Source organism: Pseudomonas sp. GL_135, assembly GCF_057834665.1.
Map to the genome: position 1 here is coordinate 3,254,164 of NZ_CM174408.1, position 26,111 is coordinate 3,280,274.

Annotated in this window: 19 protein-coding genes and 4 pseudogenes; 7 read left to right on the top strand and 16 right to left on the bottom strand. The window is 59.7% G+C overall.

Translation table 11 applies throughout. From position 1 onward, the window contains the following. Position 1 precedes the first annotated feature (1 nt). From tssH to tssA, 7 genes are all read right to left on the bottom strand, one after another. The gene (gene tssH, locus AC3ISG_RS14370; RefSeq protein WP_489297266.1) at positions 2-2,650 is read right to left on the bottom strand and encodes a type VI secretion system ATPase TssH; all 2,649 of its coding nucleotides are present in this window, start codon (positions 2,648-2,650) and stop codon (positions 2-4) included. Continuing rightward, positions 2,650-3,669, bottom strand: coding sequence for a type VI secretion system baseplate subunit TssG (gene tssG / locus AC3ISG_RS14375; protein ID WP_489297267.1), 1,020 nt, complete (start codon positions 3,667-3,669; stop codon positions 2,650-2,652). The genes tssH and tssG overlap by 1 nt, the downstream gene beginning before the upstream one ends. Continuing rightward, on the bottom strand, positions 3,633-5,420 hold the full coding sequence (gene tssF / locus AC3ISG_RS14380) for a type VI secretion system baseplate subunit TssF (RefSeq protein WP_489297268.1): 1,788 nt from the start codon (positions 5,418-5,420) through the stop codon (positions 3,633-3,635). Before tssF ends, tssG begins: the two co-directional genes overlap by 37 nt. A gap of 110 nt (positions 5,421-5,530) precedes the next feature. Beyond that, on the bottom strand, positions 5,531-5,950 hold the full coding sequence (gene tssE / locus AC3ISG_RS14385; protein ID WP_489297269.1) for a type VI secretion system baseplate subunit TssE: 420 nt from the start codon (positions 5,948-5,950) through the stop codon (positions 5,531-5,533). A 13-nt stretch (positions 5,951-5,963) separates the two neighbouring features. Further along, positions 5,964-7,439 carry a type VI secretion system contractile sheath large subunit gene (tssC, locus tag AC3ISG_RS14390; RefSeq protein ID WP_122623831.1) on the bottom strand — a complete coding sequence of 492 codons (1,476 nt, stop codon included), beginning with the start codon at positions 7,437-7,439 and terminating at the stop codon, positions 5,964-5,966. 25 nt (positions 7,440-7,464) lie between these two features. After that, on the bottom strand, positions 7,465-7,968 hold the full coding sequence (gene tssB, locus AC3ISG_RS14395; protein ID WP_489297270.1) for a type VI secretion system contractile sheath small subunit: 504 nt from the start codon (positions 7,966-7,968) through the stop codon (positions 7,465-7,467). A 32-nt stretch (positions 7,969-8,000) separates the two neighbouring features. After that, positions 8,001-9,563, bottom strand: a complete 1,563-nt coding sequence (gene tssA, locus AC3ISG_RS14400; protein ID WP_489297271.1) for a type VI secretion system protein TssA — start codon at positions 9,561-9,563, stop codon at positions 8,001-8,003. A 667-nt stretch (positions 9,564-10,230) separates the two neighbouring features. Here tssA and AC3ISG_RS14405 point away from each other — a divergent pair. Then, positions 10,231-10,749, top strand: a complete 519-nt coding sequence (locus AC3ISG_RS14405) for an Hcp family type VI secretion system effector (RefSeq protein WP_122534661.1) — start codon at positions 10,231-10,233, stop codon at positions 10,747-10,749. A gap of 734 nt (positions 10,750-11,483) precedes the next feature. On the opposite strand, the gene AC3ISG_RS14410 is transcribed toward AC3ISG_RS14405, so the two are convergent. The 4 genes and pseudogenes from AC3ISG_RS14410 to AC3ISG_RS14425 all read right to left on the bottom strand — a co-directional run bounded on the left by AC3ISG_RS14410 (position 11,484) and on the right by AC3ISG_RS14425 (position 14,037). Next, a complete protein-coding gene (locus AC3ISG_RS14410) occupies positions 11,484-11,927 on the bottom strand; it encodes a hotdog fold thioesterase (protein ID WP_122538429.1) in 444 nt (147 codons plus the stop codon). 76 nt (positions 11,928-12,003) lie between these two features. Beyond that, complete coding sequence (gene sixA, locus AC3ISG_RS14415; RefSeq protein ID WP_489297272.1) at positions 12,004-12,462, bottom strand: phosphohistidine phosphatase SixA; 459 nt, start codon at positions 12,460-12,462, stop codon at positions 12,004-12,006. A gap of 209 nt (positions 12,463-12,671) precedes the next feature. Beyond that, positions 12,672-12,992, bottom strand: a pseudogene (locus AC3ISG_RS14420) (DUF4389 domain-containing protein); the annotation flags it as partial. A gap of 19 nt (positions 12,993-13,011) precedes the next feature. Then, positions 13,012-14,037: an NAD(P)H-dependent glycerol-3-phosphate dehydrogenase gene (locus tag AC3ISG_RS14425; protein WP_489297273.1), complete on the bottom strand. Its 1,026-nt coding sequence runs from the start codon at positions 14,035-14,037 to the stop codon at positions 13,012-13,014. 313 nt (positions 14,038-14,350) lie between these two features. On the opposite strand from AC3ISG_RS14425, the pseudogene AC3ISG_RS14430 reads away from it, so the two are divergent. The 4 genes and pseudogenes from AC3ISG_RS14430 to fabB all read left to right on the top strand — a co-directional run. After that, positions 14,351-14,720: pseudogene (locus AC3ISG_RS14430) on the top strand (hybrid sensor histidine kinase/response regulator); the annotation flags it as partial. A gap of 68 nt (positions 14,721-14,788) precedes the next feature. Further along, positions 14,789-16,288: pseudogene (locus AC3ISG_RS14435) on the top strand (response regulator); the annotation flags it as partial. Between the two features lie 210 nt (positions 16,289-16,498). Next, positions 16,499-17,014 carry a 3-hydroxyacyl-[acyl-carrier-protein] dehydratase FabA gene (gene fabA, locus AC3ISG_RS14440; RefSeq protein WP_122538421.1) on the top strand — a complete coding sequence of 172 codons (516 nt, stop codon included), beginning with the start codon at positions 16,499-16,501 and terminating at the stop codon, positions 17,012-17,014. 10 nt (positions 17,015-17,024) lie between these two features. Then, positions 17,025-18,251: a beta-ketoacyl-ACP synthase I gene (gene fabB / locus AC3ISG_RS14445; RefSeq protein WP_122538419.1), complete on the top strand. Its 1,227-nt coding sequence runs from the start codon at positions 17,025-17,027 to the stop codon at positions 18,249-18,251. Positions 18,252-18,609: 358 nt separating this feature from the next. Here fabB and AC3ISG_RS14450 read toward each other — a convergent pair whose 3' ends face one another. Together AC3ISG_RS14450 and AC3ISG_RS14455 are read right to left on the bottom strand one after the other, a co-directional pair. Next, the gene (locus tag AC3ISG_RS14450; RefSeq protein ID WP_485618255.1) at positions 18,610-19,473 is read right to left on the bottom strand and encodes a methyl-accepting chemotaxis protein; all 864 of its coding nucleotides are present in this window, start codon (positions 19,471-19,473) and stop codon (positions 18,610-18,612) included. After that, positions 19,468-20,343: pseudogene (locus tag AC3ISG_RS14455) on the bottom strand (MCP four helix bundle domain-containing protein); the annotation flags it as partial. The gene AC3ISG_RS14450 and the pseudogene AC3ISG_RS14455, both read right to left, overlap by 6 nt. Before the next feature lie 83 nt (positions 20,344-20,426). Here AC3ISG_RS14455 and AC3ISG_RS14460 point away from each other — a divergent pair. Next, positions 20,427-21,290: a pirin family protein gene (locus AC3ISG_RS14460; protein ID WP_205483864.1), complete on the top strand. Its 864-nt coding sequence runs from the start codon at positions 20,427-20,429 to the stop codon at positions 21,288-21,290. A gap of 107 nt (positions 21,291-21,397) precedes the next feature. Here the strand turns inward: AC3ISG_RS14460 and AC3ISG_RS14465 are convergent, their stop codons facing one another. Further along, a complete protein-coding gene (locus AC3ISG_RS14465; protein ID WP_489297274.1) occupies positions 21,398-22,123 on the bottom strand; it encodes a dienelactone hydrolase family protein in 726 nt (241 codons plus the stop codon). Positions 22,124-22,201: 78 nt separating this feature from the next. Further along, positions 22,202-24,106 (bottom strand): molecular chaperone HtpG, encoded by a 1,905-nt coding sequence (htpG, locus tag AC3ISG_RS14470; protein ID WP_489297275.1) that lies wholly within the window; start codon positions 24,104-24,106, stop codon positions 22,202-22,204. Positions 24,107-24,433: 327 nt separating this feature from the next. Between htpG and AC3ISG_RS14475 the strand changes: the two genes are divergently transcribed. After that, entirely contained in the window at positions 24,434-24,685 is a 252-nt protein-coding gene (locus AC3ISG_RS14475) for a hypothetical protein (protein WP_065986299.1), read from the top strand. 101 nt (positions 24,686-24,786) lie between these two features. Here AC3ISG_RS14475 and brnQ read toward each other — a convergent pair whose 3' ends face one another. Continuing rightward, a complete protein-coding gene (gene brnQ, locus AC3ISG_RS14480) occupies positions 24,787-26,100 on the bottom strand; it encodes a branched-chain amino acid transport system II carrier protein (RefSeq protein WP_489297276.1) in 1,314 nt (437 codons plus the stop codon). Positions 26,101-26,111 lie beyond the last annotated feature (11 nt).

A 26,111-nucleotide genomic window follows, 5' to 3' on the forward strand; every position in this document is an offset into this window, starting at 1 on the left:
CTCAGGCAAACTCGCAGGTCACGGCGCCGCCATGATCAAGTGTTGCGTGCACCGATGTAAGACGTTGGCCTGCGGCCATGGCGTCGAGCAGCCGGTCAGCCACCTGCGGCAGAACGTGAAGCTCCAGCAAGTGGTCGATCAGACGTGCGCCGCTGTCGCCCTGGCTGCAGCGTTCAGCCAGTTGATCGACCAGCGCCTCGGAAAAGGTGAACGCCAACTGACGGCTGTTCAAACGCTCACCGAGACCTTTCAGTTTGATCTCGATCAGCTCACGCAGCACCGACCCGCTCACCGGGTAGTACGGGACGACGCGCATGCGTGCGAGCAACGCCGGTTTGAAATGCCGCGCGAGAACCGGATGGAGATGCTCCTCAAGCACCTGCGCAGAGGGACGCGAGCCGTCGGCGCAGAGGTGGCTGATCAGGTCGCTTCCAAGGTTCGAGGTCATCAGGATCAGCGTGTTGCGGAAGTTGATCTCCCGCCCTTCCCCGTCATTGGCCACGCCCTTGTCGAAGATTTGATAGAACAGGTTCAGAACGTCCGGGTCAGCCTTTTCGACTTCGTCGAGCAGGACCACGGAATACGGCCTCTGCCGCACCGCTTCGGTGAGCATGCCGCCCTCGCCATAACCGACATAACCCGGTGGCGCGCCAATCAGACGCGAGACGGTGTGCTTCTCCTGAAACTCGGACATGTTAATGGTGGTGATGAACCGCTGGCCGCCGTACAGCAAGTCGGCGAGGGCCAGCGCTGTCTCGGTCTTGCCGACCCCGCTCGGTCCGACCAACAGGAATACGCCGACCGGTGCGTCAGTTTTGTTCAGGCCGGCAGCAGTCGCGCGCATTGAACGATCAAGGGCGTGAACAGCCGGCTCCTGACCCCGGATGCGGGCGCCCAGGTCAGTGGCAAAGCTGGCGACCCTGGCGTTGTGTTCTCGCGCCAATTGCGCCAAGGGCACGCCGGTCCAGGCGCTGATCACTTCGGCAACAAGCCGAGGGCACACTTCGAAGCTCACCAGCCGCTCTGTGGCCTGGGCCTGAGTCAAAGCGCGGTGAGTCTCGTTGAGCTCGACTTGCAGGTCTCCGATACTTTGCGCTTGATCGATGGACCGGTTTTCGATCGCAGCACCTTCGGTACCTTCCTCAACGGTAACGTGCTGTTCGACCTTCGCCCGATCACGCGCTAGCGCCAGTCGCTGACGCAGGTCCAGCAGTTGCTCGGCCAACCCCTTCTGTTCGGACCAGAGAGCCTCGAGAGCATGGCTTTCTTCGTCCGCAGCGTGCAGACGGTCTTCCAGCGCATCCAGTGCGTGGAGATCAATGGGCAAACCGGCTTCTGCGTCGCGTCGCAGCGCATGACGCTGACGGCTGCCTTCAGCCCGTTCGCTGCGCAGACGCTCAAGACTTCGCGGCGCGGCAGCGAGGCTGATGCGAACGCGGGCGCACGCCGTGTCGAGCACATCAACGGCTTTGTCCGGCAACTGCCGGCCAGCCAGATAGCGAGCAGACAACTCGGCGGCGGCCACCACTGCATCGTCACGCAAATAGATGCCGTGGCTTCGCTCGTAGACCTGCGCGAGGCCACGGAGAATAGTCGCCGCTTCATCAACGGTCGGTTCGAGCAGCTGCACTGGCTGAAAGCGACGGGCGAGCGCCGGGTCTTTTTCAAAATACTTTTTGTACTCGGACCAGGTGGTTGCAGCAATGGTGCGCAGTTCACCGCGCGCCAGTGCCGGCTTGAGCAGATTGGCTGCATCGGAACCACCCGCTTCCCCCCCGGCCCCGATCAGGGTGTGGGCCTCGTCGATGAACAAAATGATCGGCCTGGGCGACGCTTTGACCTCGTCGATCACTCCCTTGAGGCGACGCTCAAACTCCCCTTTGACGCTGGCGCCGGCCTGCAGCAGGCCCATGTCCAGCGACAGCAGCTCAACGCCTTTTATTGCCTGGGGCACTTCACCGGCGGCAATGCGCGACGCCAGCCCTTCAACGATCGCCGTCTTCCCAACGCCGGCCTCACCCACGACAATCGGGTTGTTTTTCCGCCGTCGGGCGAGAATATCCACCATTTGCCGAATGGCCTCGTCACGGCACAGCACCGGATCGAGTTTGCCGTCCCGCGCTTGTTGGGTGAGGTTATGGGTGAAGCGCGCCAGCAATGACTCGTCGGCCGCACCGGGCTTCGTCCTGTCGGAATGCTCCCGCTGCGACAAGGCGAAAGCTTTCAGTCGCTCCGTATTCAGGCGGGCCAGCAATGCCTGATACCGGCTGCCTGCGTAACGCATGGGGTTGCGCAACAGCGCGAGCACTAACGCACCCTGCTCAACCTGGGTCTGGCCCAATTCGAGGTTGGACACCAGCAGAGCGTCCTGCAACCACTGCACCAGTTCCGGCGCGAATACCGGGTTGCGTGACGCGCTGTTTTCCACCCGCATCTGCAGCGCCGCGCGGAATTCACCCGCGTCCACATCGGCATCCTGCAGCGCTCGAGAAAGCAGGCCCTGCGGGCGCTCCAGCAAGCCCAGCAAAAGATCTTCGACAAGGACCTTGCTACCGCCGCGTCCCACACAGTGTTCAGCGGCGTGCTCCAGGTCGCGACGGCTTGCGGCGTCGAGGGCCTGAATAAGTTGTTGCAGGTTGACGTTACTCATTATCCGGCTGTCCTTAGTGATTTGCTGGCCAGGGTTACCACGCCGTCCGCGCGTTCGCGGCCCAGCCAACTGGTCCATCCCAAGCGACACGCGTTCTGCTCGGCCAGGCGCAGTTCGCGAATTTCGTCCTGACGCAGCGCCAGGCGAACGTCGTAATCAAGCGGGTCACGCAACGCGAATCGCACCAATGCGCACAGCGGCTGGTAACCCGCGCCAATCGGCAGGAACTCGTGAAAACGCTGCCAGCCAAGCTCTCGAATATGAATGCGGAACTTGCCACTGCGGTCGCGGACGTGTTCGCCAAGCACCAGGTCCTCGCCTAGCTGGCTGTTGGCTTGGCCAAGACTGTTGCGCTGCTCTTCGAGAATTTCCACGCGACGCTCCATGCATTGCTCAATCGTCAGTTCTGCGTGTTTGAAGTAGTAACGCAGCACCGCCTCAATCAGCGCTGCCGAATGCGCGCGCAAGCTGAGCAAACCGAGGTACGGCAGCAGTCGCTTCCAGTTCAGCTCTCGTGCACTTCGAATTTCCTCGCTGCCCAGTCCGATCAACGCGAACAACTGCGACGAAAACGGATCGATCGCGCCGCTTTCAAAGCGCGCGCGGTAGCGATATTTTTTCCAGATCGGCAGCATCAGCCGATGCAGGCGATGGTGAAACAGATCGAGAAACTGGCGAGTGGGATTGCCCGACTCGCTGTCACCCAGGGCTTGCTCGCTGTAGAACGCCGGCAAGGGTGATCCAGACCCGACAAGCCCCAGCAGGTTGAAGCGCAGGCGTGCACGCATCAGCCCGGACTCTTCAAAAAACTCCACACAGTCAACATCACTGCCCGGAAAGCCCAGGCTCGGGTTGGCCTGGAATTCCAGCTGGTCGTACAAGTCGTCATCGTTAAGATGCGGCTGTGCAGTGCGCAGTCGCTCAATGACCAGCAAAACGGCCTGAAACAGCGAGTATTCGCGTATGCCTTGGGTCAGCCCGCTCAAAGCAGGGGCTGCAGGCCCATACGGGGTGTCCATTGGTACACCTCTCCCTGTGTGCTTTTTACGCGCAGTTCGTGATACGAATTGAGGCTGGCGTAAAGCGCGAAAAACTCGTTGAGAACAGAGGCGAACACGAACACATCGCCCTCCCCGATATAGCCCTGAGGATCGATGGTCAGTTCGGTGCGCAACCCGCGTACCGGCAACCCTCTGTGCAGCCGGTCGACATGCTGATGCCGGATCGATTTGAGTCCGCCCAGCAGGCGCTCACTGACCTTTGCGGCGTGCGGGTCGTAATAGCGCGGCAGGTCGTATGTTTCGAGGATCACCTTCAACGCATTGACGTCGGCGAGGGACAGGTAGTTGAGCGACATGTTGCTGATCAACTTCCAGAGGAAGTCCTGATTCAGCGGCGGCGCGTAACACGCTGTGGCCGGGGTGATGTTGCGGAAGGTCAGAAATTCCGGCGTCTGTTCGCAGGCAATGCAGATGTCACCCAACTTGAGCTTGCGCGGCAAATTCTGGTTGGTGCACATCATCTCGATCGACAGCGTTTCTGATGCTTCAGAGGGACGGATGCCAAAGCTCAGGTAGGTGTCGAGGCCATCGTGAAGCGATGACGAACGCTGGCGAATGCTGTAATGGGGTTGGCGGTCAGGCACATCGAAACTAGGGTCATGTTCGAACGATTCGAACGGCACGTACGTCTCGTAACCCAAGCCGCCGGGCTTCCAGCCGATCACGGATTCGACCGAAAACACGCCGCAGTTTTCCGGGGCGTAGAGCGCTGGCATCAGCAGGTACTCGTCCTGTTTGCCATCAAGGCGGATAGGCGTGGCATCGTGATTGAACAGGTTCACGATCGGCGTGCAATGCAGCCTCACGTTGTCCAGCGTGGGACGCAGTCGCTGGACGTCGCTTTTGCGAATGTCGAAACGCAATTCAAGGCCGCGCACTTGCTTGAGCGTGTCTTCTGGCAATGCGGCAAGAAGGTCGAGGCCGGTTACGTCGACGAACAGGAACTTGTCCTGAAAGGCGAAGTACTCCTGCAAATAGCGATAACCGCGGAAGGTATTCAGCGGATACGGAATCAACGCTTCGTCCTCGGCAAAACCCACGGGCTGGATACGATCGCCAGGCATTCTGAACGCCATGGGCGTGCCGTTGACGCCGTGCAGGGGGTTGCCGTCCGAGTCTAGCGGTACCAGCTCGACACACTCCAGATTACGCAGCAGGCTTAGATAGAGCATCTGGCTTATGTAGCGCTCGCCAGCAAAATGCAGCCGCAACCGGCTCAACTCCAACTCGCCGAAATGGCCTTCGCCATTTACTTCCAGACGCAAGCTCAACAGCGAGCCGTCCCCCTTGACCGAATACGTCAGCGCAACCAGACCCAGCGCCTGGACGTCGGTTGGGTAGCAGGTACGGAAGCGACACTGCACGCCATCGATCGGCACACTGTCCACCGGCGTATTGCGCTCGACCCTCAGCGCAGGCGCGGCCAGCTTCAACGGGTCAAACTGGAGAATGCTGAAGGCCGGCAGCGGTTGCATGTAGTTGGGCCAGAGAAGCTGCATCAGCGAATGAGTGAGCTCAGGCAGCTCGTCATCGAGTTTCTGGCGCAGGCGTCCGGTCAGAAAGGCAAAACCTTCCAGCAACCGCTCCACGTCCGGATCCCGACCGGCCTGCCCCAGAAAGGGCGCCAATGCCGGGCTACGCTCGGCGAATCGACGACCTAACTGGCGAAGCGCGGTGAGTTCGCTTTGGTAGTAGTGATTAAAGGACATGGTTTTACCTTCGAGTGGAGCTGCTTGATTCAAGGGTGAGCGTTACGGAACACTGCCTGCTGGCGCCTTATGACGTCAGGTGCAACCACGAGCGGCGGGTTTTCCCGACATCAGGTTTTCCTGTGGTTGACCTGTACCTGACCGCCACCCTCCAGGCGTGCGGCGAAAGTGACCTGACGCTTGAAGCCCTGAACCTGCAGCAGCCCTTCGATACGGAAGGCGAGCCGAAGCTGATCGCCGTCATGGGGCAGTGCGGTGACCTGGACACGACTCAGGCGTGGCTCGTAGGTTTCGATGAAGACTTCAATGGCGAGCCGCGCCTTCGTTAAAGCGTCATGAAGGCTCAAGCGCATGTCATTGAGATCCGGCAGCCCGTAGTCGGAAAGCGTCTGAACACTGCCCGCCCGCGTACTGAGCATCTTGGCCAGATGGGCGGCCACCGAAGCCGTGGCAGAGTCTTCGGGGCTCCAGCCGACGCGCTTGCCTGCGTCGCCACCCAGGCGTTCGAAAAGGGTGCCGTATCCAGTCATGGGTTGAATCCCTTCACTCTTTGTCCAGCTTGCCCACCAGCGACAGGGTGAAATCGGCGCCCATGTACTTGAAGTGCGGGCGCACGTTCAGGCTGACGCGGTACCAGCCGGGCTCGCCCTCCACATCACTGACGATGATCTGCGCGGCACGCAGCGGACGACGACCACGGACTTCCGCGCTCGGGTTTTCCTGGTCTGCGACGTACTGGCGAATCCACTTGTTCAATTCCAGTTCGAGGTCGGTGCGTTCTTTCCACGAACCTAGCTGCTCGCGTTGCAGGACTTTCAAGTAGTGAGCAAGACGGTTAACGATCATCATGTACGGCAGCTGTGTGCCGAGCTTGTAGTTCAGCTCCGCCGCCTTGCCTTCTGCGCTCGTGCCAAAAAACTTCGGCTTTTGTACCGAGCTGGCGGAGAAGAACGCCGCATTGTCTGAGCCCTTGCGCATGGTGAGCGAAATGAATCCCTCCTCCGCCAACTCGTATTCACGACGATCGCTCACCAATACTTCGGTAGGGATCTTGGTTTCGATTTCACCCATGCTTTCGAAGTGGTGCAGAGGCAGGTCTTCGACCGCGCCGCCGCTCTGCGGGCCGATGATGTTCGGGCACCAGCGGAACTTGGCGAAGCTGTCGGTCAGCTTGGTACCGAAAGCGTACGCCGTGTTGCCCCACAGATAGTGCTCATGGCTGTTGGCAACGGTTTCCTTGTAGACGAACGACTTGACCGGGTTCTCTTCCGGGTCGTACGGATTGCGCAGCAGGAAACGCGGCACCGTCAGGCCAACGTAACGGGCGTCTTCCGACTGGCGGAAACTCTGCCATTTGGCGAACTGCGGGCCTTCGAAGTGATCCTTCAGATCTTTCAGGTCTGGCAGGCCCGTGAAGCTTTCCAGGCCAAAGAACCTGGGGCCCGCAGCGGCAATGAACGGCGCATGAGACATACAGGCAACGCTGGAGACGTACTGCATCAGCTTCACGTCTGGCGAGCTCGGGGACATGAAGTAGTTGGCAATGATCGCCCCTACCGGCTGCCCACCGAACTGACCGTACTCGGCGGTGTAGATATGTTTGTAGAGCCCGGCCTGCATGACTTCGGGCGAATCTTCGAAATCTTCCAGCAAGTCCTCTTTGGATACGTTGAGAATTTCGATCTTGATGTTCTCGCGGAAGTCGGTCCGCTCGACCAGCAACTGGAGTCCACGCCAGGACGACTCCAGAGACTGAAAGGCCGGGTGGTGCAGAATCTCATCCATCTGGCGGCCGAGCTTGGCGTCGATCTCGGCAATCATGCGGTCAACCATAGCCTTCTTGACCGGCTCACCCACGTTTTGCGGTTTGAGCAGCTCTTCGATAAACGCGGACACGCCGCGCTTGGCGATGCCATAGGCATCCTCATCTCGAGGCAGACGGGTTTCGGCGATGATGCTGTCGAGAATGCTGAGCTCGCCGGACGCTTTGCTCTGCTGCTGCGATGGTGTGGTACTCATGATATTGGCTCCTTGGCGGATGGACTCAGGTGTCCTGGGCGGCGGCATTCAAACCCAGCTCGCCGAGCACGCGACCGCGGGACTCGTCATCGGCGAGGACGCTTTCGATGGCTTTGCGAAAAGCGGGCGCGTTACCCAGCGGTCCTTTGAGCGCCACAAGGGCGTCGCGCAGTTCCATGAGTTTTTTCAGTTCGGGTACCTGGTCCACCAGCGAGGCGGGATTGAAGTCCTTCATCGACTTGACGTGCAGTTGCACCGCCATTTCTTCATTGCCTTCATCGTCTTGAAGACGGTTCGGCACGCTCAGCGTGAGGCTCAGGGCCTGCTTGGCCAGCACCTCGTCAAACGTCATCTTGTCGATGCTGATGGGCTTGCGCTCTTCGACTTTTCGCTCGTCTTTACGCAGGGTGTAATCACCGATGGCGAGCAGCTTCAGCGGCAGCTCGATCTCTTCCTGCGCACCACCCGTCGCGGGCTTGAACGTGACATTGATGCGTTCTTTGGGCGCTACCGATCCTTCTTTGGCCATGGCCGTTCTCCTGTTAATTAAGGCTCTGAGGCCTATTCAAGTAAGACTTCGAGGTCGAGGTGGCACAGCCTGCGATACACCTCTTCCTTGCGCTGCCGGGCTCCGTGATCCTGAGGCAGCAACTCGAAACAGCTGTGCAAGAGATGCATCACTTCCAGCGCAAGCTCAGGCTCCCAGGCATCGATGCCTGAGTCCTGCAGGGTTTGGTCGAGGGTTTCGAGTTGGGTCTTGGCGAGTTCGTATTTCCTGGCGGTGAAACACAGCCGGGCAAGAGCTAAGTGCCAGAAAAATCGTGCGCGACCGCCTTGGGCGCTGTGCATGCCTTGCTTGAGAAATTGCACCCCCGCTCTGAGGCCATCCTTGCGCAACACCGACGACGCGTTTTCCAGGGCAAACTCCCAGGCAGGTTGCGTGTCGGCCATTTCTACTTTGCGGGGCGCGCTGGCGGCCTGCAGGCGAGGCATGACGCTAGCGGTGATCCAGGCCCGGGTTGCCTGATCCGCAAAAGGGACGCCGTCGTGAAAACGCAGCTCGACCACACCTGGCAATCGTTGAATCAACAGCGCAAGGTGAAGTTCTACCTCGCGCATTGCTGTCTCAGCGCTTATCCCCTGCAGGCACTCCCAGGCCATTCGCTGGCCATCGAACCAGAATGGCGCCTTTGCCAGGCTCGCCTCCAGCTCAAGGAGCAAATCGGCGTAGCTGCCCTGATCAAATTTGTCCTGATAGCCCTTGAGCTTGTCTGCAGGAAGTCCACGAAGCGCAGTGATTTGCTCTGAGTTGCGCTCGGGCAGCGTCTCGATTGGTAACCACAGCATTGTGCGATTGAGGCGCAACGCGCGCAGGTCGCAAGGTTTCTGACTAAGCCACCAGGCACACAACGCACGCGCGCTCTCCTGCTGGAGACGCAGGGACTTGTGCGCGTCTCTCTCATCGCTGATCACTGCCGATGGGGCGAATAACTGGGTAGCAGCCTGCGTGACCTGCTGTACAGCCACGCCAACGGCCCCTGCCCCGGCGTTCGGCAGGTTGTCGGTCGCCCGCTGGGCCATGTTCTTCAAGCGGCGGGAGATCGGCAGGAGCAAGGGCGCGTCATCGCCCATGTGCTGTGTAAATACCGCATCAAGGTCTTCAAGAATTTCAACGAGGCGACTGAATAGCAGTGATTGCTCATCGACCGAAACGATGTCGTTGAGCACTTGTTCAATACGGGGAATCAGCCAACCCATGGCTGCGGAACGCGTGCGGGCTTTGGCGGGATGGACTTCGGCCCAATGATGCACGCAAAGATAGTGAAGAAGTTCAAGTCCTGCCAACAGCCCATGAAACGACTCACGCTGATATAAGGCCCAGGCAAGCCATGCCCCAACGCGCAGATCTTTGGACAGGTTGCGGAGCAGGTTTTCACATTGATCGCGCACTTTCAGCCAGTCGAGCTGACCTTGTACATGCATGGATTGAGCTTTATTCAGCTCGCTTTCCAGCGCTTCGTATTCATTTGAAAATCGAACGTCTTCGCCCGCAAAGCTTCCGACGGAAATAGGGGCGTGAGCGACTTCAAGATAATGAGCGGAGAGCTGGCTTGAATAGGACATGCATAATCTTCGATATAAAACCCCGTCAATGCAGCGAATAAAGCTGCTGATGTAACGGAATTATTTTAGAAACTGCTGCCGGGTTGATATGTAACAAAACGTCTACCCTTCTGAGGCCGCAGATAATACTCAGCGTGTTTATCACTATCAAGCCATCCATGAACGCGATAATTCCATATGCTCTGTAGGAAATTTCCACAGACTTCACAGTTATCTGTTGAGTTCCAGCGATCCGGTTTCCTGATCACTAACGCGTAAAGCTAGATATAAGAGTAGTCAAAGAGAGTTTCACGCTGCCACACACAGCACCTAACGAAGGCTGCTGAACTTCAAAAGGTCTTGGCGCCACAGCAATTGCGGAATAGCATCCAGCCATTATGCGCAATAAGTTGCGCACTCTCGATCTCATGAAACGGCAAATAATGCTCCCCCGGCCTTGTCGGACGGGCCTTTGCTGCGAGTGCGCAAGAAGTTGCGCACTACTGCGCAACTTCTTGCGCACATTACAGCTGCTAGCCTGGCTTCATGACGACCTGACCATTAAATTTCACAGCAAGCATATGATTTATATAGTATTTCTGAAATTGGCACGAAGTTTGGAATACCTCATACACCCAGAGCGAATAGGCTCTCGGGTATTTCTATTTATGAGGCAAGGAGCATCTCCATGGCGACACCAGCATATATGTCCATCACGGGCACCAAGCAGGGTCTGATCACCGCAGGCGCCTTTACTGCTGACTCGGTCGGCAACACTTACCAGGAAGGTCACGAAGACCAGGTCATGGTGCAAGGGTTCCAGCATGAGATGATCATTCCCCGCGACCCGCAATCCGGCCAGCCAACCGGTCAGCGTGTGCACAAGCCGGTCAAGATCACCAAGGTGTTCGACAAGTCTTCACCCCTGTTACTGGCAGCTTTGACATCGGGCGAACGTCTGACCGAAATTACCATCCAGTGGTATCGCACTTCCGCAGCGGGTACACAGGAGCATTACTACACCACCAAACTTGAAGACGCGATTATCGTCGACATCAAAGACTACATGCATAACTGCCAAGACCCGTCGAACTCGCACTTCACTCATCTGGAAGACGTAGAGTTCACCTATCGTAAAATCACCTGGACCCATGAAGTGTGTGGCACCTCGGGTTCCGATGACTGGCGCTCTCCGGTTGCTGGCTAACTTCAGCTGACATCCTCAAGACCTCGGCCGACCCTGCCGGCCGAGGTCTTGACCATAAAGGCCAACTTAACTTTCTGACGTTTGTCTCAAGGTGATGAACTCCATCACGCAGCAGTAAGGATGGATGTTCAAGCCACCCAATCAGGCTAAAGGCGACCAAAGTGCGTGCTCCCTATCTGGCCCCTTCTACGTCGGGTTCCCCCACTCAACGACGCTTCGCGGGACCAAGTCGCGACTGTCGTCGTCCGAATTTTTTATGTACGAATATCAAGAGGCACAGCTACAGCATTCGCGGGCAAGCTCGCGCCCAAAGGGAGGGGTCCGATCAGCAAAACTGTCGGCGCCTTGGCTGACCTCTTCCCGGCTAAAGCCGGTCCCACTAAAAAGCACACCGCGTGCCGTCAGTGGGACCGGCTTCAGCCGGGAAGCTCTTGATCTTGATCTTCACACACATAACGCCCAGACGACGCCATTCGCGACTTGGGTGCAGGCTGAACGCAGGTTTTGCGGAGTGGGCCGAGCCGCAGGGATGCGGCGAGAGCGCCGTCAGGACATGGATGTCCGTTCGGCGCGGGCCCACGGACCGAGACCGGAGTGAAGGAACCCGACGAAGTCGGGCCCGACCAGGAGCAGGCACCCTTGGCTGCTCTTTAAAACAGAGAGGGGGGTGCTTTTCCAAGTAACTCGCCGAAGGCGAAACAGTCTGCCCCCAGGCAGACGCTCTTGATCTTCGCTCAGCGACCGGGCGGCTGCTCTCCATGGGGCACCACCGCCACTGTCAACCGGGAAATACAACACGCCTTGCCATCCTCCGTCGTCAGCCGGATATCCCAGACATGGGTCGTACGCCCGATGTGCACCGGGTGCGCCACCGCTGTCACCCGCCCACTGCGCACCCCGCGCAAATGGTTCGCGTTGACCTCGATCCCTACACAAAAAAACCGGTCAGTATCGATCACCAGATAGCTGGCCGTAGAACCCACCGTCTCCGCCAGCACCACCGAGGCGCCGCCATGCAACAAACCATAGGGCTGATGAGTTCGCTCATCCACCGCCATACTCGCCGTCAGCGACTGATCGTCGACGGCTTCAAATCGAATATCCAGCACCTCACCGATGGTGTTCTTCTGCTTCGCATTAAGCGCATCAAGGTCTGGAGGGCTACGCCATACACTCATGGTTCTTCCTTGTTATTTGAGGGTTTGCACTGCATCTCACACCACAGCCGGGAACGCAGTAACGCTCGCCGCTTAATCATTCAACGTGCCGAACATCCACCAGTTGCATCGCGCCGGCAAGGGGCAGATCTGCCTCAAGATAAGCAAGACTGGCGGTGTGCATCGGTTGCGCTTGCTGCAAAGAGCCATGCACCGCCAGCCCGATCAACGTGCCCACCAAAGGTTGATGACTGACCAGCAAGACATTCTCTGCACTGTACGCATCCAGCTGCTCCAGCACCTTGTGCGGATTGCCGTCCGGCGTCAGCCACGGCACGGTCACGATGGCATCGGTGAACCCGAGGGCCTGACGGACCAGTTCGGCGGTCTGCTGGGCACGCACATACGGGCTGGCAAAGATCCGCTGCAACGGCTGACCCATGAGGTGAGCGGCACTGCGCAAGACCTCTTCGCGGCCCTTGGCGGTCAGCTCGCGCTCGGCGTCCATACGCGCCTGAGGTTTCGCCTCGCCGTGGCGCAGAATCCAGACCTTCACGGTTTCGGCTCCTCACCCGGCGTGGACGGCGGCGTAACCGGCGCAGAGGGCGGTACGTCGGCAACCCCGTGCGACGTGTCGGCAACCACCGACGGCGCTTCGAAGACCGGTGATGTGGTTTCGGAAACCGGTGGCGTCGCAGCAGGCACCGGCTGCGGGGTAACAGGCGCCGGTGGCGGCGTGGCTGCAGCGGATTGCGGAGCAGAAGGCGCGGGTTGCGGCTTATCAACCACAACATGCGGCGCCTCGCCCTCCGGTGCACGCGGCGTTGGCCAATCGGCAAAAGGCCACGGTTTCTGATCGGTGTGGAAGGTGCCAAAGCGGCCGATCTGCGCCAGGTACTGACTCAGGCTGTCACCGAACGACATCACGCTGAGGCTCGGCGCGCCGTTGAACAGGCGGTAAACCAGCTGCACCAGGACCGCCACGCCCAGCACGACCTCCGCCACCTGCCAGACCAGCACAAACAGCACCATCCACAGGATGCGCAGCAGGATTGGTTCGTGTTGCTTGAGTTTTGATTCGTTCAAGAGCTTCTCCGTGTGAAGATCAGTTGAAACCACTGGTTGAGATGAAATCGACGTCGGTCTTGGGCTCGGCGCGCATCAACAGCTCGATGACCTGCTCCAGCGTACGGCCCTCGAACAGAATCGCGTGAAGCCCGGCCACCAGCGGCATGTAAACCTGCAGTTCCTGCGCCTTGGTCTTGAGCACCTTGAGCGTATTGACGCCCTCCGCGACCTCGCCCAGCCGGGTAACCGCTTCGTCCAGGCTCAGGCCCTGGCCCAGGGCGAAACCGACCTGGTAATTGCGGCTCTTCGGCGAGGAACAGGTGACGATCAGATCGCCGACCCCGGCCAGCCCGAGGAAGGTCATCGGATTGGCACCCTGACTGACCGCAAAACGGGTCATTTCCGCCAGCGCCCGAGTAATCAGCATGCTCTTGGTGTTCTCGCCCATGTTCAGCGCCACTGCCATGCCGGCGATGATGGCGTAGACGTTTTTCAGCGCGCCGCCCAGCTCCACGCCAAAACGGTCAGCGCTGGCGTACACGCGGAAGGTGCGGCCGTGCAGCGCGGCCTGAACCTGTTGACACAGGCCTTCATCTTCACTGGCGACGACCGTGGCGGTCAGGGCATGTTCGGCGATTTCGCGGGCCAGGTTGGGGCCGGACAGCACGCCGATTCGCGCGGCAGGTGCGATGTCCTGAAGGATCTCGCTCATGAGCTTGAAGGTGTCGGCCTCGATGCCCTTGGTCAGGCTGACCAGCATCTTGCCGGTGAGCAGATCGACATGCGGCGTCAATACGCCACGCAGCGCACTGGACGGCAGCGCGACGAAGACCAGTTGACTGCCCTGCAAGGTAGCGTGCAGATCAGTGACCGGCTCGACGCCTTCGAGCACCTTGATGCCCTTGAGGTAGCGCGGGTTCTCGCGATTGACGCGGATCGCCTCGGCCTGCTCCGGATCGCGCATCCACTGCGTCACCCGATGACCGTTGCCGGCCAACAGATTGGCCACTGCGGTCCCGAAGCTGCCGCCGCCAAGGACCGCTATTGGTTGCTGCTGGGTCATAAAACAATCCATTCAGGGCCATCACATCTGGCGATGCGGGCATTATACGGAGCGTCAGGCTCGCGGCCAGCGGCAAACGTTGCCCCCACGAACTTATAGCCGATCCCCCACTCTTGCCGAGGAAAATGCCCACAGCTCAGTTAAGATGCGCACCCGAAATGAAAATTCCTCAACGGCGCCGATGAGCTATCGTCAGGTCGCTCCCGAAGAGATTCGTCACATGACACCAAGCGTCCACCTCCCGTGCCCCGTCAGGCTTCGCCATGCCTGAACATCGGCAAACCCTCCGGGCCCTGACAGCCGGAACCGCCTCGTGACAGCTCAGCGCGGCTGGAACATCAGCACCCGGACGCAGATCCTCAGCCTGGGCCCGGCCCTGTTGCTGACTTTGCTGCTGATCAGCTTCTTTACTGTGGTGCGCATTCAGGACCTGCGACAGGAGCTCAATCACACCGGGCAGCTCATCGCCAACCAACTGGCCCCCGCGTCGGAATATGGCGTCATCGTCGGCAACAATGCCGTTCTGGAAAACCTCATGAAGGCCACGATGAACACGCCCCACGTGCGTTTTCTCGAGGTTCGCAACAGCGCTGGTGTGGTGCTGGTGCATGTCGAGCCTGCCGAGGAGCAGGGGCGTTCGCGGCAGATGGAAGTGTTTCAGGCACCGATTCGCCTACAGCCTGACAGGTCCTCCCGGCTAATCGAAAACGCCGATACGGCACGTGCCGATGACGATCCCAGCGTGCCGGTCGAAGGTTACCTGGGCCGGGTGCTGGTGGGCATGTCCAGTGATGCGTTCAACCAGCGAGAACAGGAAATATTGCTGAAGGCCGGTGTGCTGGCGATGTTCGCCCTTCTGTTCACCTACATGTTGGCGAGGCGCTTGTCGCTAAGCCTGTCCCAGCCGATCAGTGCCATGAGCGCAGCGGTGAAGGCCATCCAGCACGGTGACTATTCAGCGCCGCTGCCGGTTGCGGATGATGCCGAGCTGGGCGATCTGGCGCGGCACATCAACAATCTGGCCCTGGGGCTGGAAAAGGCGAGCCGCGAGCAGAAGCAGGCGATGGACGAACTCATCCGCACCCGCGAAGAAGCCGAACGCGCCAACAACGCGAAGTCCGAATTTCTGGCAATGATGAGCCACGAGCTGCGCACGCCCATGAATGGCGTGCTGGGCATGCTGCAGTTAATGGAAACCACCAGGATGACCGACGAGCAAGCGGAATACGCTGCGCTGGCCATGGAATCCACCGAGCATCTGCTGCGGGTCATCAACGACATCCTCGATTTCTCACGTTTCGAACGCGATGCGCTGGAACTGGAGAGCATTTCATTCAATCTCGCCGACCTCATCAGCACCTCGGTTCAGGCGTTTGCCCACAACGCCCAACAGCGCGGTCTGGCACTGGAACTGGATACGCCGCCTTCGATAGAGACCTTGCAGGTCAAGGGCGACCCGACGCGAATCCGGCAGATTCTGGTCAACCTGATCGGCAATGCGCTGAAATTCACCGAGTTTGGCAGCGTGCGCGTCGAAGCGGGTTTCACCTGCCCCGACCCGCAGCACGTCCTGTTTACCTGTGCAGTCCGCGACAGCGGCATCGGCATTTCCCCGGATCTGCTGGAGTCAATGTTCGATGCATTTCAGCAAGCGGACAACTCCATCTCCCGGCGCTACGGCGGCACCGGGCTGGGACTGCCCATCGCGCGCAATCTGGCCGAACGCATGGGCGGGTCGCTCCAGGCGCAGAGCAGCGAAGGACTCGGCTCGGTGTTCCAGCTGCAAATCCCGCTGCAGCGGGTTCAGCAGCCGGTGATCGAGCCTGCGCCCGGCGCCGTCGGTGAGCTGCCCCAGAGCCGCGACGCCTGCGTGCTGCTGGTCGAAGACAACCCGGTGAACCGCACGGTGGTCGACGCAATGCTGCGCAGTCTGGGCCTGCAGGTGAGTGTGGCGGCGGATGGTGTTGAAGCAGTGAGCATGGCCAGTCGGGAAAGCTTCGCGCTGATTCTGATGGACTGCCGACTGCCGGTCATGGACGGCTACGAAGCGACACGCCGAATCCGGCTGTTGCCGGGGCTGGCGACGTTGCCCATTATTGCCCTGACCGCCAATGCCCAGCACGGCGACCGGGATATTTGTCTGCAAGCCGGAATGAACGATTACCTGGCCAAGCCGTTCAAACGTACTGATTTACAGCAGGTTTTGCAGCGATGGCTGACCATTAAGCCATCTGCGACTGGCGGTAAATGATAAATTGCGGCAGTCTTGTGCGCAGATTTGACCCACGCCAACGCGCGGACGAAATATTTCAGTGCACAGGTGTACATTCATTTCACCCGTGCTGTGACTTTCACTACAACGCAATAGTCTATGAGTAGGCTGCCAGCCGAGGGATTTCCCGCTGGCCAGATTGGGTAAGTAACGCCACACCCTGCCGCACAGGATTATCGAGGAGCTCGCATGACCAAACAAAACGCCTTTACCCGGGAAGATCTGCTGCGCTGCAGTCGCGGCGAGCTGTTCGGCCCAGGTAACGCGCAATTGCCCGCCCCCAACATGCTGATGGTTGATCGCATCACTCATATCAGCGAAGAAGGCGGCAAGTACGGAAAGGGTGAATTGGTCGCCGAACTCGATATCAACCCGGACCTGTGGTTCTTCGCCTGTCACTTCGAAGGTGACCCGGTGATGCCAGGTTGCCTGGGACTCGATGCCATGTGGCAACTGGTCGGCTTCTTTCTGGGCTGGCAAGGCCTGCCGGGCCGCGGTCGCGCACTGGGCTCGGGCGAAGTGAAATTCTTCGGTCAGGTACTGCCGACCGCCAGCAAGGTCACCTATAACATCCAAATCAAGCGCGTCCTCAAAGGCAAGCTGAACCTGGCGATTGCCGATGGTTCGGTCAGCGTGGACGGCCGCGAAATCTACACCGCTGAAGGCCTGCGTGTCGGCGTCTTCACTTCCACTGACAATTTCTAAGGGTATTCGCATGCGCCGCGTCGTTATCACTGGTCTGGGCATTGTTTCCTGCTTGGGCAATGACAAAGACACCGTCTCCGCCAACTTGCGTGCAAGTCGCCCTGGCATCCGTTTCAATCCGGAATACGCCGAAATGGGTCTGCGCAGTCAGGTCTCGGGCTCTATCGATCCAAATCTGCCGCTCAAGGAACTGGTCGACCGCAAGACCCTGCGCTTCGTCGGTCAGGCGGCAGCTTATGCTTACGTGGCCATGAAGAGCGCCGTGGAAGACTCCGGGCTGACCGAAGAGCAGGTCTCCAACCCGCGCACCGGTCTGATTGCCGGCTCTGGCGGTGCGTCGACCCTGAACCAGATGGAAGCGCTGGACATTCTGCGCGAGAAAGGCATCAAGAAGGTTCTTCCGTACTACGTCACCCGCACCATGAGCAGTACTGTTTCAGCGTGCCTGGCGACGCCATTCAAGATCAAGGGCCTGAACTATTCCATCGCTTCTGCCTGCGCCACCAGTGCTCACTGCATCGGTACCGCCATGGAACAGATCCAGATGGGCAAGCAGGACATCGTGTTTGCCGGCGGTGGTGAAGAGGAGCACTGGAGCCAGTCGTTCCTGTTCGATGCGATGGGCGCGCTGTCCAGCAAGCGCAACGACACGCCGGAACAGGCTTCCCGTGCCTACGACGCCGACCGTGACGGTTTCGTCATCGCTGGCGGCGGCGGCATGGTGGTAGTCGAGGAGCTGGAACATGCTCTGGCCCGTGGCGCGAAGATCTACGCCGAACTGGTTGGCTACGGCGCAACTTCCGACGGTTATGACATGGTCGCGCCGAGCGGCGAAGGCGCCATCCGCTGCATGCAGCAGGCGCTGTCCACCGTAGACGGCACCATCGACTACCTGAACACCCACGGCACCTCGACTCCGGTCGGCGACGTCAAGGAAATGGAAGGCGTGCGTGAAGTGTTCGGTGACAAGGCGCCAGCGATCAGCTCCACCAAGAGCCTGTCGGGTCACTCCCTGGGCGCCGCCGGCGTTCACGAAGCGATTTACTGCATGCTGATGATGGAAGGCAACTTCATGGCGGGTTCGGCGAACATCGACGAGCTGGACCCCGCCGTTGCCGACATGCCGATTCTGACCAAGACCCGCGAAAACACCGAGCTGAATCTGGTGATGAGCAACAGCTTCGGCTTCGGCGGTACTAACGCCACGCTGGTGATGAAGCGCTGGACTGGTAAGTAATCCAGTCAGTTGCAGAAAAAAGGCGCCCCTCGGGGCGCCTTTTTTGTGGGCGAAGTAAATGCATTGGCCCGGACCCGATTGTTGTAGGACCGGCTTCAGCCGGGAAGGCGTCAGGCGTCACGCCGCAAAATTGATGACGACCACAGCGGCCTCTTCCCGGCTGAAGCCGGTCCTACAAAAGCACCGCGTGCATTCATTGGGATTGATGGCGGCCAAACCGGTCCCTTCCCGGCTGAAGCCGGTCCCACAAAAGCACCGTGTGCATTCATTGGGATTGATGGCGGTCAAACCTGCCTTTTCCCGGCTGAAGCCGGTCCCACAGAAGCACCGCATGCATTCCGTGGAACGGCGTCCGGGGTCACACAGAAAACGCTGCAACCATGCCATTCAGGTCTGTCGCCAGTCGCGACAGTTCGTGGCTGGCGGCGCTGGTCTGATTGGCCCCCGCCGAACTCTGTAGGGAGATGTCGCGGATGTTCGTGAGATTACGATCCACCTCACGCGCGACCTGCGCCTGCTCCTCGGAGGCGCTGGCGATGACCGTGTTGCGTTCGGTGATCAGCGTAATGGCAGCAGCGATGTCGTCCAGCGCGACCCCGGCGGACTGTGCCAGCTCCAGCGTGGTCTGGGCGCGGCTGTTGCTGCCTTGCATGGCGGCCACGGCGTGATCGGTGCCCTGACGGATGTCGCCCACCAGTTGTTCGATTTCCAGGGTTGACGACTGCGTCCGATGGGCCAAAGCTCGAACCTCATCCGCCACCACCGCAAAGCCGCGTCCCGCCTCCCCTGCCCGCGCGGCTTCAATGGCTGCGTTCAACGCCAGCAGATTGGTCTGCTCGGCAACCGAGCGAATCACGTCCAGCACCTTGCTGATGCCATACACCTTCTGCGCAAGGGTCTGTACCTGCTCGCCGGCGTCGGTCACGTCTTCGGCCAGATGGGCAATGGACGCCACGGTCTGCTGAACCTGCTGACGACCGTGCTGCGCAATCCGGTCAGACTCCCCGGACGCCTCTGAGGTGGCCACCGCATTGCGCGCCACTTCCTCGACAGCGGCGGTCATCTGATTGACCGCCGTTGCCGCCTGATCGATCTCCAGGCTCTGCTGGTGAAGGCCGCGCGTCGCGTCTTCAGTGACGGTACTCAATTCCTCTGACGCCGACGCCAACTGGTTCGACGAATCGGCGATGCGCATGATCGTGCTGCGCAAACTCTGCTGCATGGACTTGAGCGCTTCCAGCAATCGGGCCGGTTCATCACGGCCCTGCACGACGATGTCGGCGGTAAGATCACCCGCCGCCACCACCTGAGCAATGCCCAGCGCCTGGGTGATCGGCCTGACGATGCTGCGGGTCAATCCCCACGCCAGCAGTAGCGTAATCAACGCCGTCAACAGCATCATGCCCACGACCCAGCCGAACGCATTCGAGAAGACCGCCCGCGCCAGATGACTCGCCTGTCCTGCGCCCTCCTTGTTCAACGCCGTCAGCTCGGTCAGGGCGAGGGTCATCTTGTCGGCGAACTGGTTCATCTCGCCATTGACCAGTTGCATTGCGCCCTCCACCTGATTGGCAGCGGAGAGCTCCATGACCCGGTTCTGGCGCTGGAAATAAGCCTGTTGCGCACTGGAGAAGCTTTCGTACAGCTCACGCTCGCGGGGCGAGCCGATCAGAGCCGCGTAGTTTTGCTGCGTGGTTTGCAGGCCTGCCTTGAGCTGATCGAGCTTGGCTGTGTTCTCGCGAAGAGCCTCTGGACTGCGGTTGAGCATCAGACGCAACGTGAGGGTGCGAATCCGCATGAGGTCCTGGCCCATGGTGCCAAGCTCCATGACGCTGGGCAGCCACTTGCTCTCGACCTGGTCAGACTCCTTGCGCATGCTGGACATCTGCATCAATGCAAAGGCGCCAAGACCGAACACCAGTAAGGCCAGCACGCCGAAACCGAGGGCGGCCCGGGGTGCGATATTCATGTTTCTCACGGTCATGCCTTGTCCCTTCCCAAGACTCCGCTCTGAAGAGAGCAGTTGCTCGTGATGTCGGCTCAGAGATGAAGCTCTGTAGGACAATTCCTTGAGCACTTCGTAATAATTCATTACAGAGTGCGTAGCACCGGCATTCCAGCCACGTACGCGAGTGATCTATATCCTGTGAGCCCTATCCAGAGGAGAGCGCCATCATGCTGACCATCATTCCCCGCGCCGAGGACGTCGAAGGCCAACCCATCCTGCGCCCCCTCCCCGCTGCGCAATGCCGGAGCGTCGGGCCCTTCGTGTTTTTCGATCACATGCTGGAAACCACCTATGCGCCCGGCACCGGCATGGACATCCGCCAGCACCCACACATCGGTCTGTCGACCCTGACCTACCTCTTTGAAGGCGAGATCCGACACAAAGACAGCCTCGGCAGCGATCAGCACGTAAGACCCGGCGAAGTCAGCTGGATGACCGCCGGCCGGGCCATCGCCCACATCGAGCGCACACCCGAAGCCCTGCACGCCATCGGCTCGCGCCTGCATGGTTTGCAGGTCTGGCTGGCATCGCCCACCTCCCATGAGCAGGGCGAAGGTCATTACAGCCATCACCCTGCCGATACACTGCCGGTCAGTGATGGCATGGGCATTCGTATCCGCCTGATTGCCGGCGAAGGCTTCTGCCTGAAGTCGCCGGTGCCGGTGCTGTCACCCACGCTTTACGCCGAACTGAACCTGCAGACCGCCACGACGCTGTGTGTACCCGCCGAGCACGAACAGCGCGCGTTGTACGTCATCGAAGGCGATTTGCTGCTGGATGGCGAGCCGGTGCAGGCGCGCAGTCTGGTGGTACTGGATGCTGGAAGCGAGCCGACGCTTTGCGCGGAAAGCGAATGTCACGCGGTGCTGATTGGCGGTGCGCCACTGGATGGGCCGAGAAGGATGAACTGGAACTTCGTAGCCAGCCACCCGGCGCTGATTGAACAGGCCAGAGCAAAATGGGCGGCCGGGGACTGGCCGACCGTGCCGGGGGAAGTGGAGCGGATTGAACTGCCAACGCCCCGGAAATAGCCGCAGGGTCACACACCCTGCGGGAGCCGGCTTGCTGGCGAACCCTTCAGTCGAGGCAACTGCTGACATTGGAACTCAAGCGGTCAGCAGCCTCCTGCTTCAGGTGATCAGCCTGCAAACACCTCGTCCAGCAGGTTGTGCATCGAGGTAAACGCACGCTTGGAAACGGTCGGATTGTACATCTGCACGCCCGGGTTGTTGGCGTGCGGGTCGGTGAAGGAATGGAACGCCCCGCCGTAGCTCAGCAATTGCCAGTCGACGTTGGCAGCGTTCATCTCGGCTTCAAATGCCGGCAGCTGCTCTTTTGGCACCAAAGGGTCGGAAGCGCCGTGCATCACCAGCACCTTGCCCTTGATGTTGTTGGCGTCAGCCGGGGTCGGCGTGTCGAGTGTGCCGTGAAAGGACACCGCAGCCTTCAACGGCGCACCGGTACGTGCGAGCTCCAACGCGCAGCAACCGCCGAAGCAGAAGCCAAATGCCGCGAGCCGGGACGTGTCGACGGCGGCAATGGTCTGCGCGGTCAGTTGATCCAGGGCGGCCTTCATGCGCTTGTTCAAGAGCACGCGATCATTCTTCAACGGCATCATGGCAGCCGCCGCTTCATCGCCATTGGACGGGCGCACCTGCTGGCCGTACAAATCCGCCAATAACACCACGTAGCCCTTCGCTGCCACATCTTTGGCAATCTGCTCGGCGTCTACGCTGACACCCATCCAGTTAGGCGCCATCACCAGACCCGGTGCGGCCTGAGCGCTTTCGCTGAAGGCCAGACGGCTCTCGTAGCTGACGCCGTCGATTTCATAGACGATTGACTGCACAGTCACATTGCTCATAGCGAACTCCTGCTGACAAGGATGGAGGGAGATTAAATGACAAAACCCGCCGGAGCGGGTTCTGCCGTGACGCGGATGTTAAACCGAGAGCTCGACCAACAACTTGTTCAAACGGCGCACGTAAGCCGCCGGATCTTTCAAGCTGTCGCCGGCCGCCAGCGCAGCCTGGTCGAACAGGATGTGCGACAGGTCGCCGAAGCGGTCTTCATTCTGCTCGTGGTCCAGTTTGCCGATCAGCGGGTGCGACGGGTTGAATTCGAAGATCGGCTTGGAATCCGGGACCTTCTGACCACTCGCTTCCAGAATCTGACGCATCTGCAGACCCAGGTCCTGCTCGCCAATCGCCAGAATCGCAGGCGAATCGGTCAGACGGTGGGAAACGCGGACTTCGCTGACGGCATCACCCAGCGCCGTTTTCAGGCGCTCGATCAGCCCTTCCTTGTCCTTGGCGACTTCTTCCTGGGCTTTCTTGTCCTCTTCGGAATCAAGCTTGCCCAGGTCCAGGTCACCGCGCGCCACGTCAACAAAGCCTTTGCCGTCGAAGTCGCTGAGGTAGCTCATCAGCCACTCGTCGATGCGGTCGGTCAGCAGCAGCACTTCAATGCCTTTCTTGCGGAAGACTTCGAGGTGCGGGCTGTTCTTGACCTGGGCGTAGCTTTCGCCGGTGAGGAAGTAGATCTTGTCCTGACCTTCCTTGCCTCGCGACAGGTAGTCGGCCAACGAAACGCTTTGCTCGCCGCTGTCGTCGGAGGTCGATGCAAAGCGCAACAGGCCCGCGATCTTCTCTTTGTTGGCGAAGTCTTCGGCCGGGCCTTCTTTCAGCACCTGACCAAAGTTTTTCCAGAAGCCTTTGTATTCTTCCGGCTGGTTTTTCGCCAGCTTCTCCAGCATGTCCAGCACACGCTTGGTCAGCGCCGACTTCATCGAATCGATGATCGGGTCTTTCTGCAGGATTTCGCGGGACACGTTCAGCGAAAGGTCGTTGGAATCGACCACGCCCTTGATGAAGCGCAGGTACAGCGGCAGGAACGACTCGGCCTGATCCATGACGAACACCCGCTGCACGTAGAGCTTCAGGCCGCGCGGCGCTTCGCGCTGGTACAGATCGAACGGTGCGCGGGCCGGCACGTACAGCAGCGAGCTGTATTCCAGCTTGCCCTCAACCTTGTTGTGGCTCCAGCTCAGCGGGTTTTCGAAATCGTGGGCGATGTGCTTGTAGAACTCCTGGTATTCCTCGTCCTTGACCTCGGCACGGGGACGGGTCCACAGCGCGCTGGCGCGGTTGACGGTTTCCCACTCTTCAACAGGCTCGGCATCGCCTTCGACAGGCGCCTGCTCCTTCGGCAGCTCGATGGGCAGAGCGATGTGGTCGGAGTACTTCTTGATGATGTTGCGCAGGCGATAGCCATCCGCGAACTCGTCTTCGCCGCTCTTGAGGTGCAGCACGATGCGGGTACCACGATCAGCTTTCTCAACCGTGGCGACTTCGAACTCGCCCTCGCCTTTCGACGACCAGTGCACACCTTCGCTGGCGGAAAGGCCGGCGCGACGGGTGAACACTTCAACCTGGTCGGCCACGATGAAGGCGGAATAGAAGCCGACACCGAACTGACCGATCAGATGGGAATCTTTCTTCTGATCACCGGACAGATTCTTCATGAAATCGGCGGTGCCGGACTTGGCGATGGTGCCCAGATGGGTGATGACATCTTCGCGGCTCATGCCGATGCCGTTGTCTTCCAGGGTAACGGTCTTGGCGTCCTTGTCGTAGCTGACACGGATCTTCAACTCGGCGCCGCCTTCCAGCAGCTCGGGCTTGGACAGCGCCTCGAAACGCAGCTTGTCCACCGCGTCGGATGCGTTGGAGATCAGCTCGCGAAGGAAAATTTCCTTGTTCGAGTACAGGGAATGGATCATGAGGTGCAGCAGCTGCTTCACCTCGGTCTGGAAGCCCAGGGTTTCCTTTTGAGTTTCCACACTCATGGTCATCAAACTCCAATCAGTCCACACAAATAGGGGTTGCTGCGCGAAACGCCGAGGACGGCTCCGAGCAGCGGGTTGTCATCAAGGTGGGGGCTGAGGAGACGATTTCAAGGGAGAGACATCCTGTCAGTGAAGAATCTTCCTCATCGAAACCACCAAGGCCATAGATCTGATGACTGACGACGGAACATTAACGATTAGCCTCGTTGGATCTGCTGAGGTGTTACACCGCTGAGACGCCAATGTATTAATCCCGTAGGAACATGGAACTAACCCTGCGACCAAGTGCTCGAAGCCACGTTGATGACCAATAAGGAGAAACACCCCATGCGTAAATCTTTAGCTATTGCCCTGATGCTTTCTGCCACTCTGGGCCTCGCCGCCTGTGACAAAAAATCCGAAGATAAACAGCAAGATGCAAACAAGGCTGCCGAGCAGTCGCAAGAATCGATGCAAAAAGCGCAAGACAAAGTGAACGACGCTGCCAAAGAAAGTCAGGAAGCCGCTCAAAAGAACGCTGAAGCCGCTCAAGAGCGCGCTAAAGAAGCGAACCAGGCAGCACCTGCAACTAAGCAGTAAGTTTCCAGAGTTTCAAAAAACAAAGCCCGCATTTAGCGGGCTTTGTTTTGTCTGCTTGAAAAAGATCGGCGCGTTTATTCTGCGACGCGCCGACCTCCTCATCAGGCCAGCGCTTCGCTGCGCTTGCCCAGCATACGATCCACCACGAACGCGATGAACAGCGTGATCAGCGACGGGATCAGCCAGGCCAGGCCTTGCTCGCTCAACGGCAGATGAGCCAGCGCATCCGGCAGGTACACACCCAGCGCGGAACCCTTGACCGCATCCCCCGCACCGATCAGGAACGCCACCAGCATGACCGGCGCGACGATCCGTCCTTGCTCGTGCCAGAAATCCTTGCAGAAACTCAACGCCACTAGCGCAATGCATGGCGGGTAAATAGCGGTCAGCACCGGAATCGAGAACTGGATGAGCTTGGTCAGGCCCAGATTGGAGACCAGCAGCGAAAACGCCGCCAGCAGGATCACCAACGTCTTGTAGGACAGCGGCAGCACGCGGCTGAAGTACTCGGCGCAGGCGCAAGTCAGGCCAACCGCAGTGACCAGACAGGCCAGAGAGATCAGCACAGCGAGGAAGCTGCTGCCCAAGGTGCCGAAGGTGTGCTGGACGTAAGCATGCAACACCGCGGCGCCATTGGTTGCACCGGCGGCAACGGCATGGCTGTCCGAGCCCAAGCGGAACAGGCTGATGTAGACCAGCGCCAGACCGACACCGGCAATCAGGCCGGCGATGATGGCGTAACGGGTAATCAGCCGGGGCGACTCGACACCGCGCGAGCGAATCGCGTTGACGATGACGATGCCGAAAACCAGCGCGCCCAACGTGTCCATGGTCAGGTAGCCGTTGATGAAACCCTGGGAAAACGGCGCCGCAACATAGGCAGGTTCGGCGATACCAACCTCACCCGCTGGCAGGACAAAGGCGGCAATGCCGAGGATGGCCAGAGCGATAATTTTGAGAGGCGCAAGGAACCGGCCCACGGTGTCGAGCAAACGACCCGGATAAAGGGAGATCCAGAACACCAGGACGAAATAAACCAGGCTATAGAGGAACAGCGCCAGCGGGCTTTCACCGGTCAGCGGGGCCAGGCCGACTTCAAACGACACCGTCGCCGTGCGCGGCGTGGCGAACAACGGGCCCACCGACAAATAGCACACGGCAGCAAGGATGGTTCCGGCGACCTTGCCGATCGGACTGCTCAACGCGTCCATCGCGCCGCCCACCTTGGCGAGCGCGATGACCGTCACCACCGGAAGGCCGACGGCCGTGACCAGAAAGCCCAGGGCCGCCATCCATACGTTGGGGCCGGCCTGGAGGCCTACGATCGGGGGGAAGATGATATTGCCAGCGCCCACGAACAGCGCAAATGTCATGAAACCCAATGCCAGAATGTCCTGGCCTTTCAACACTTTCATTAAGGAAACCA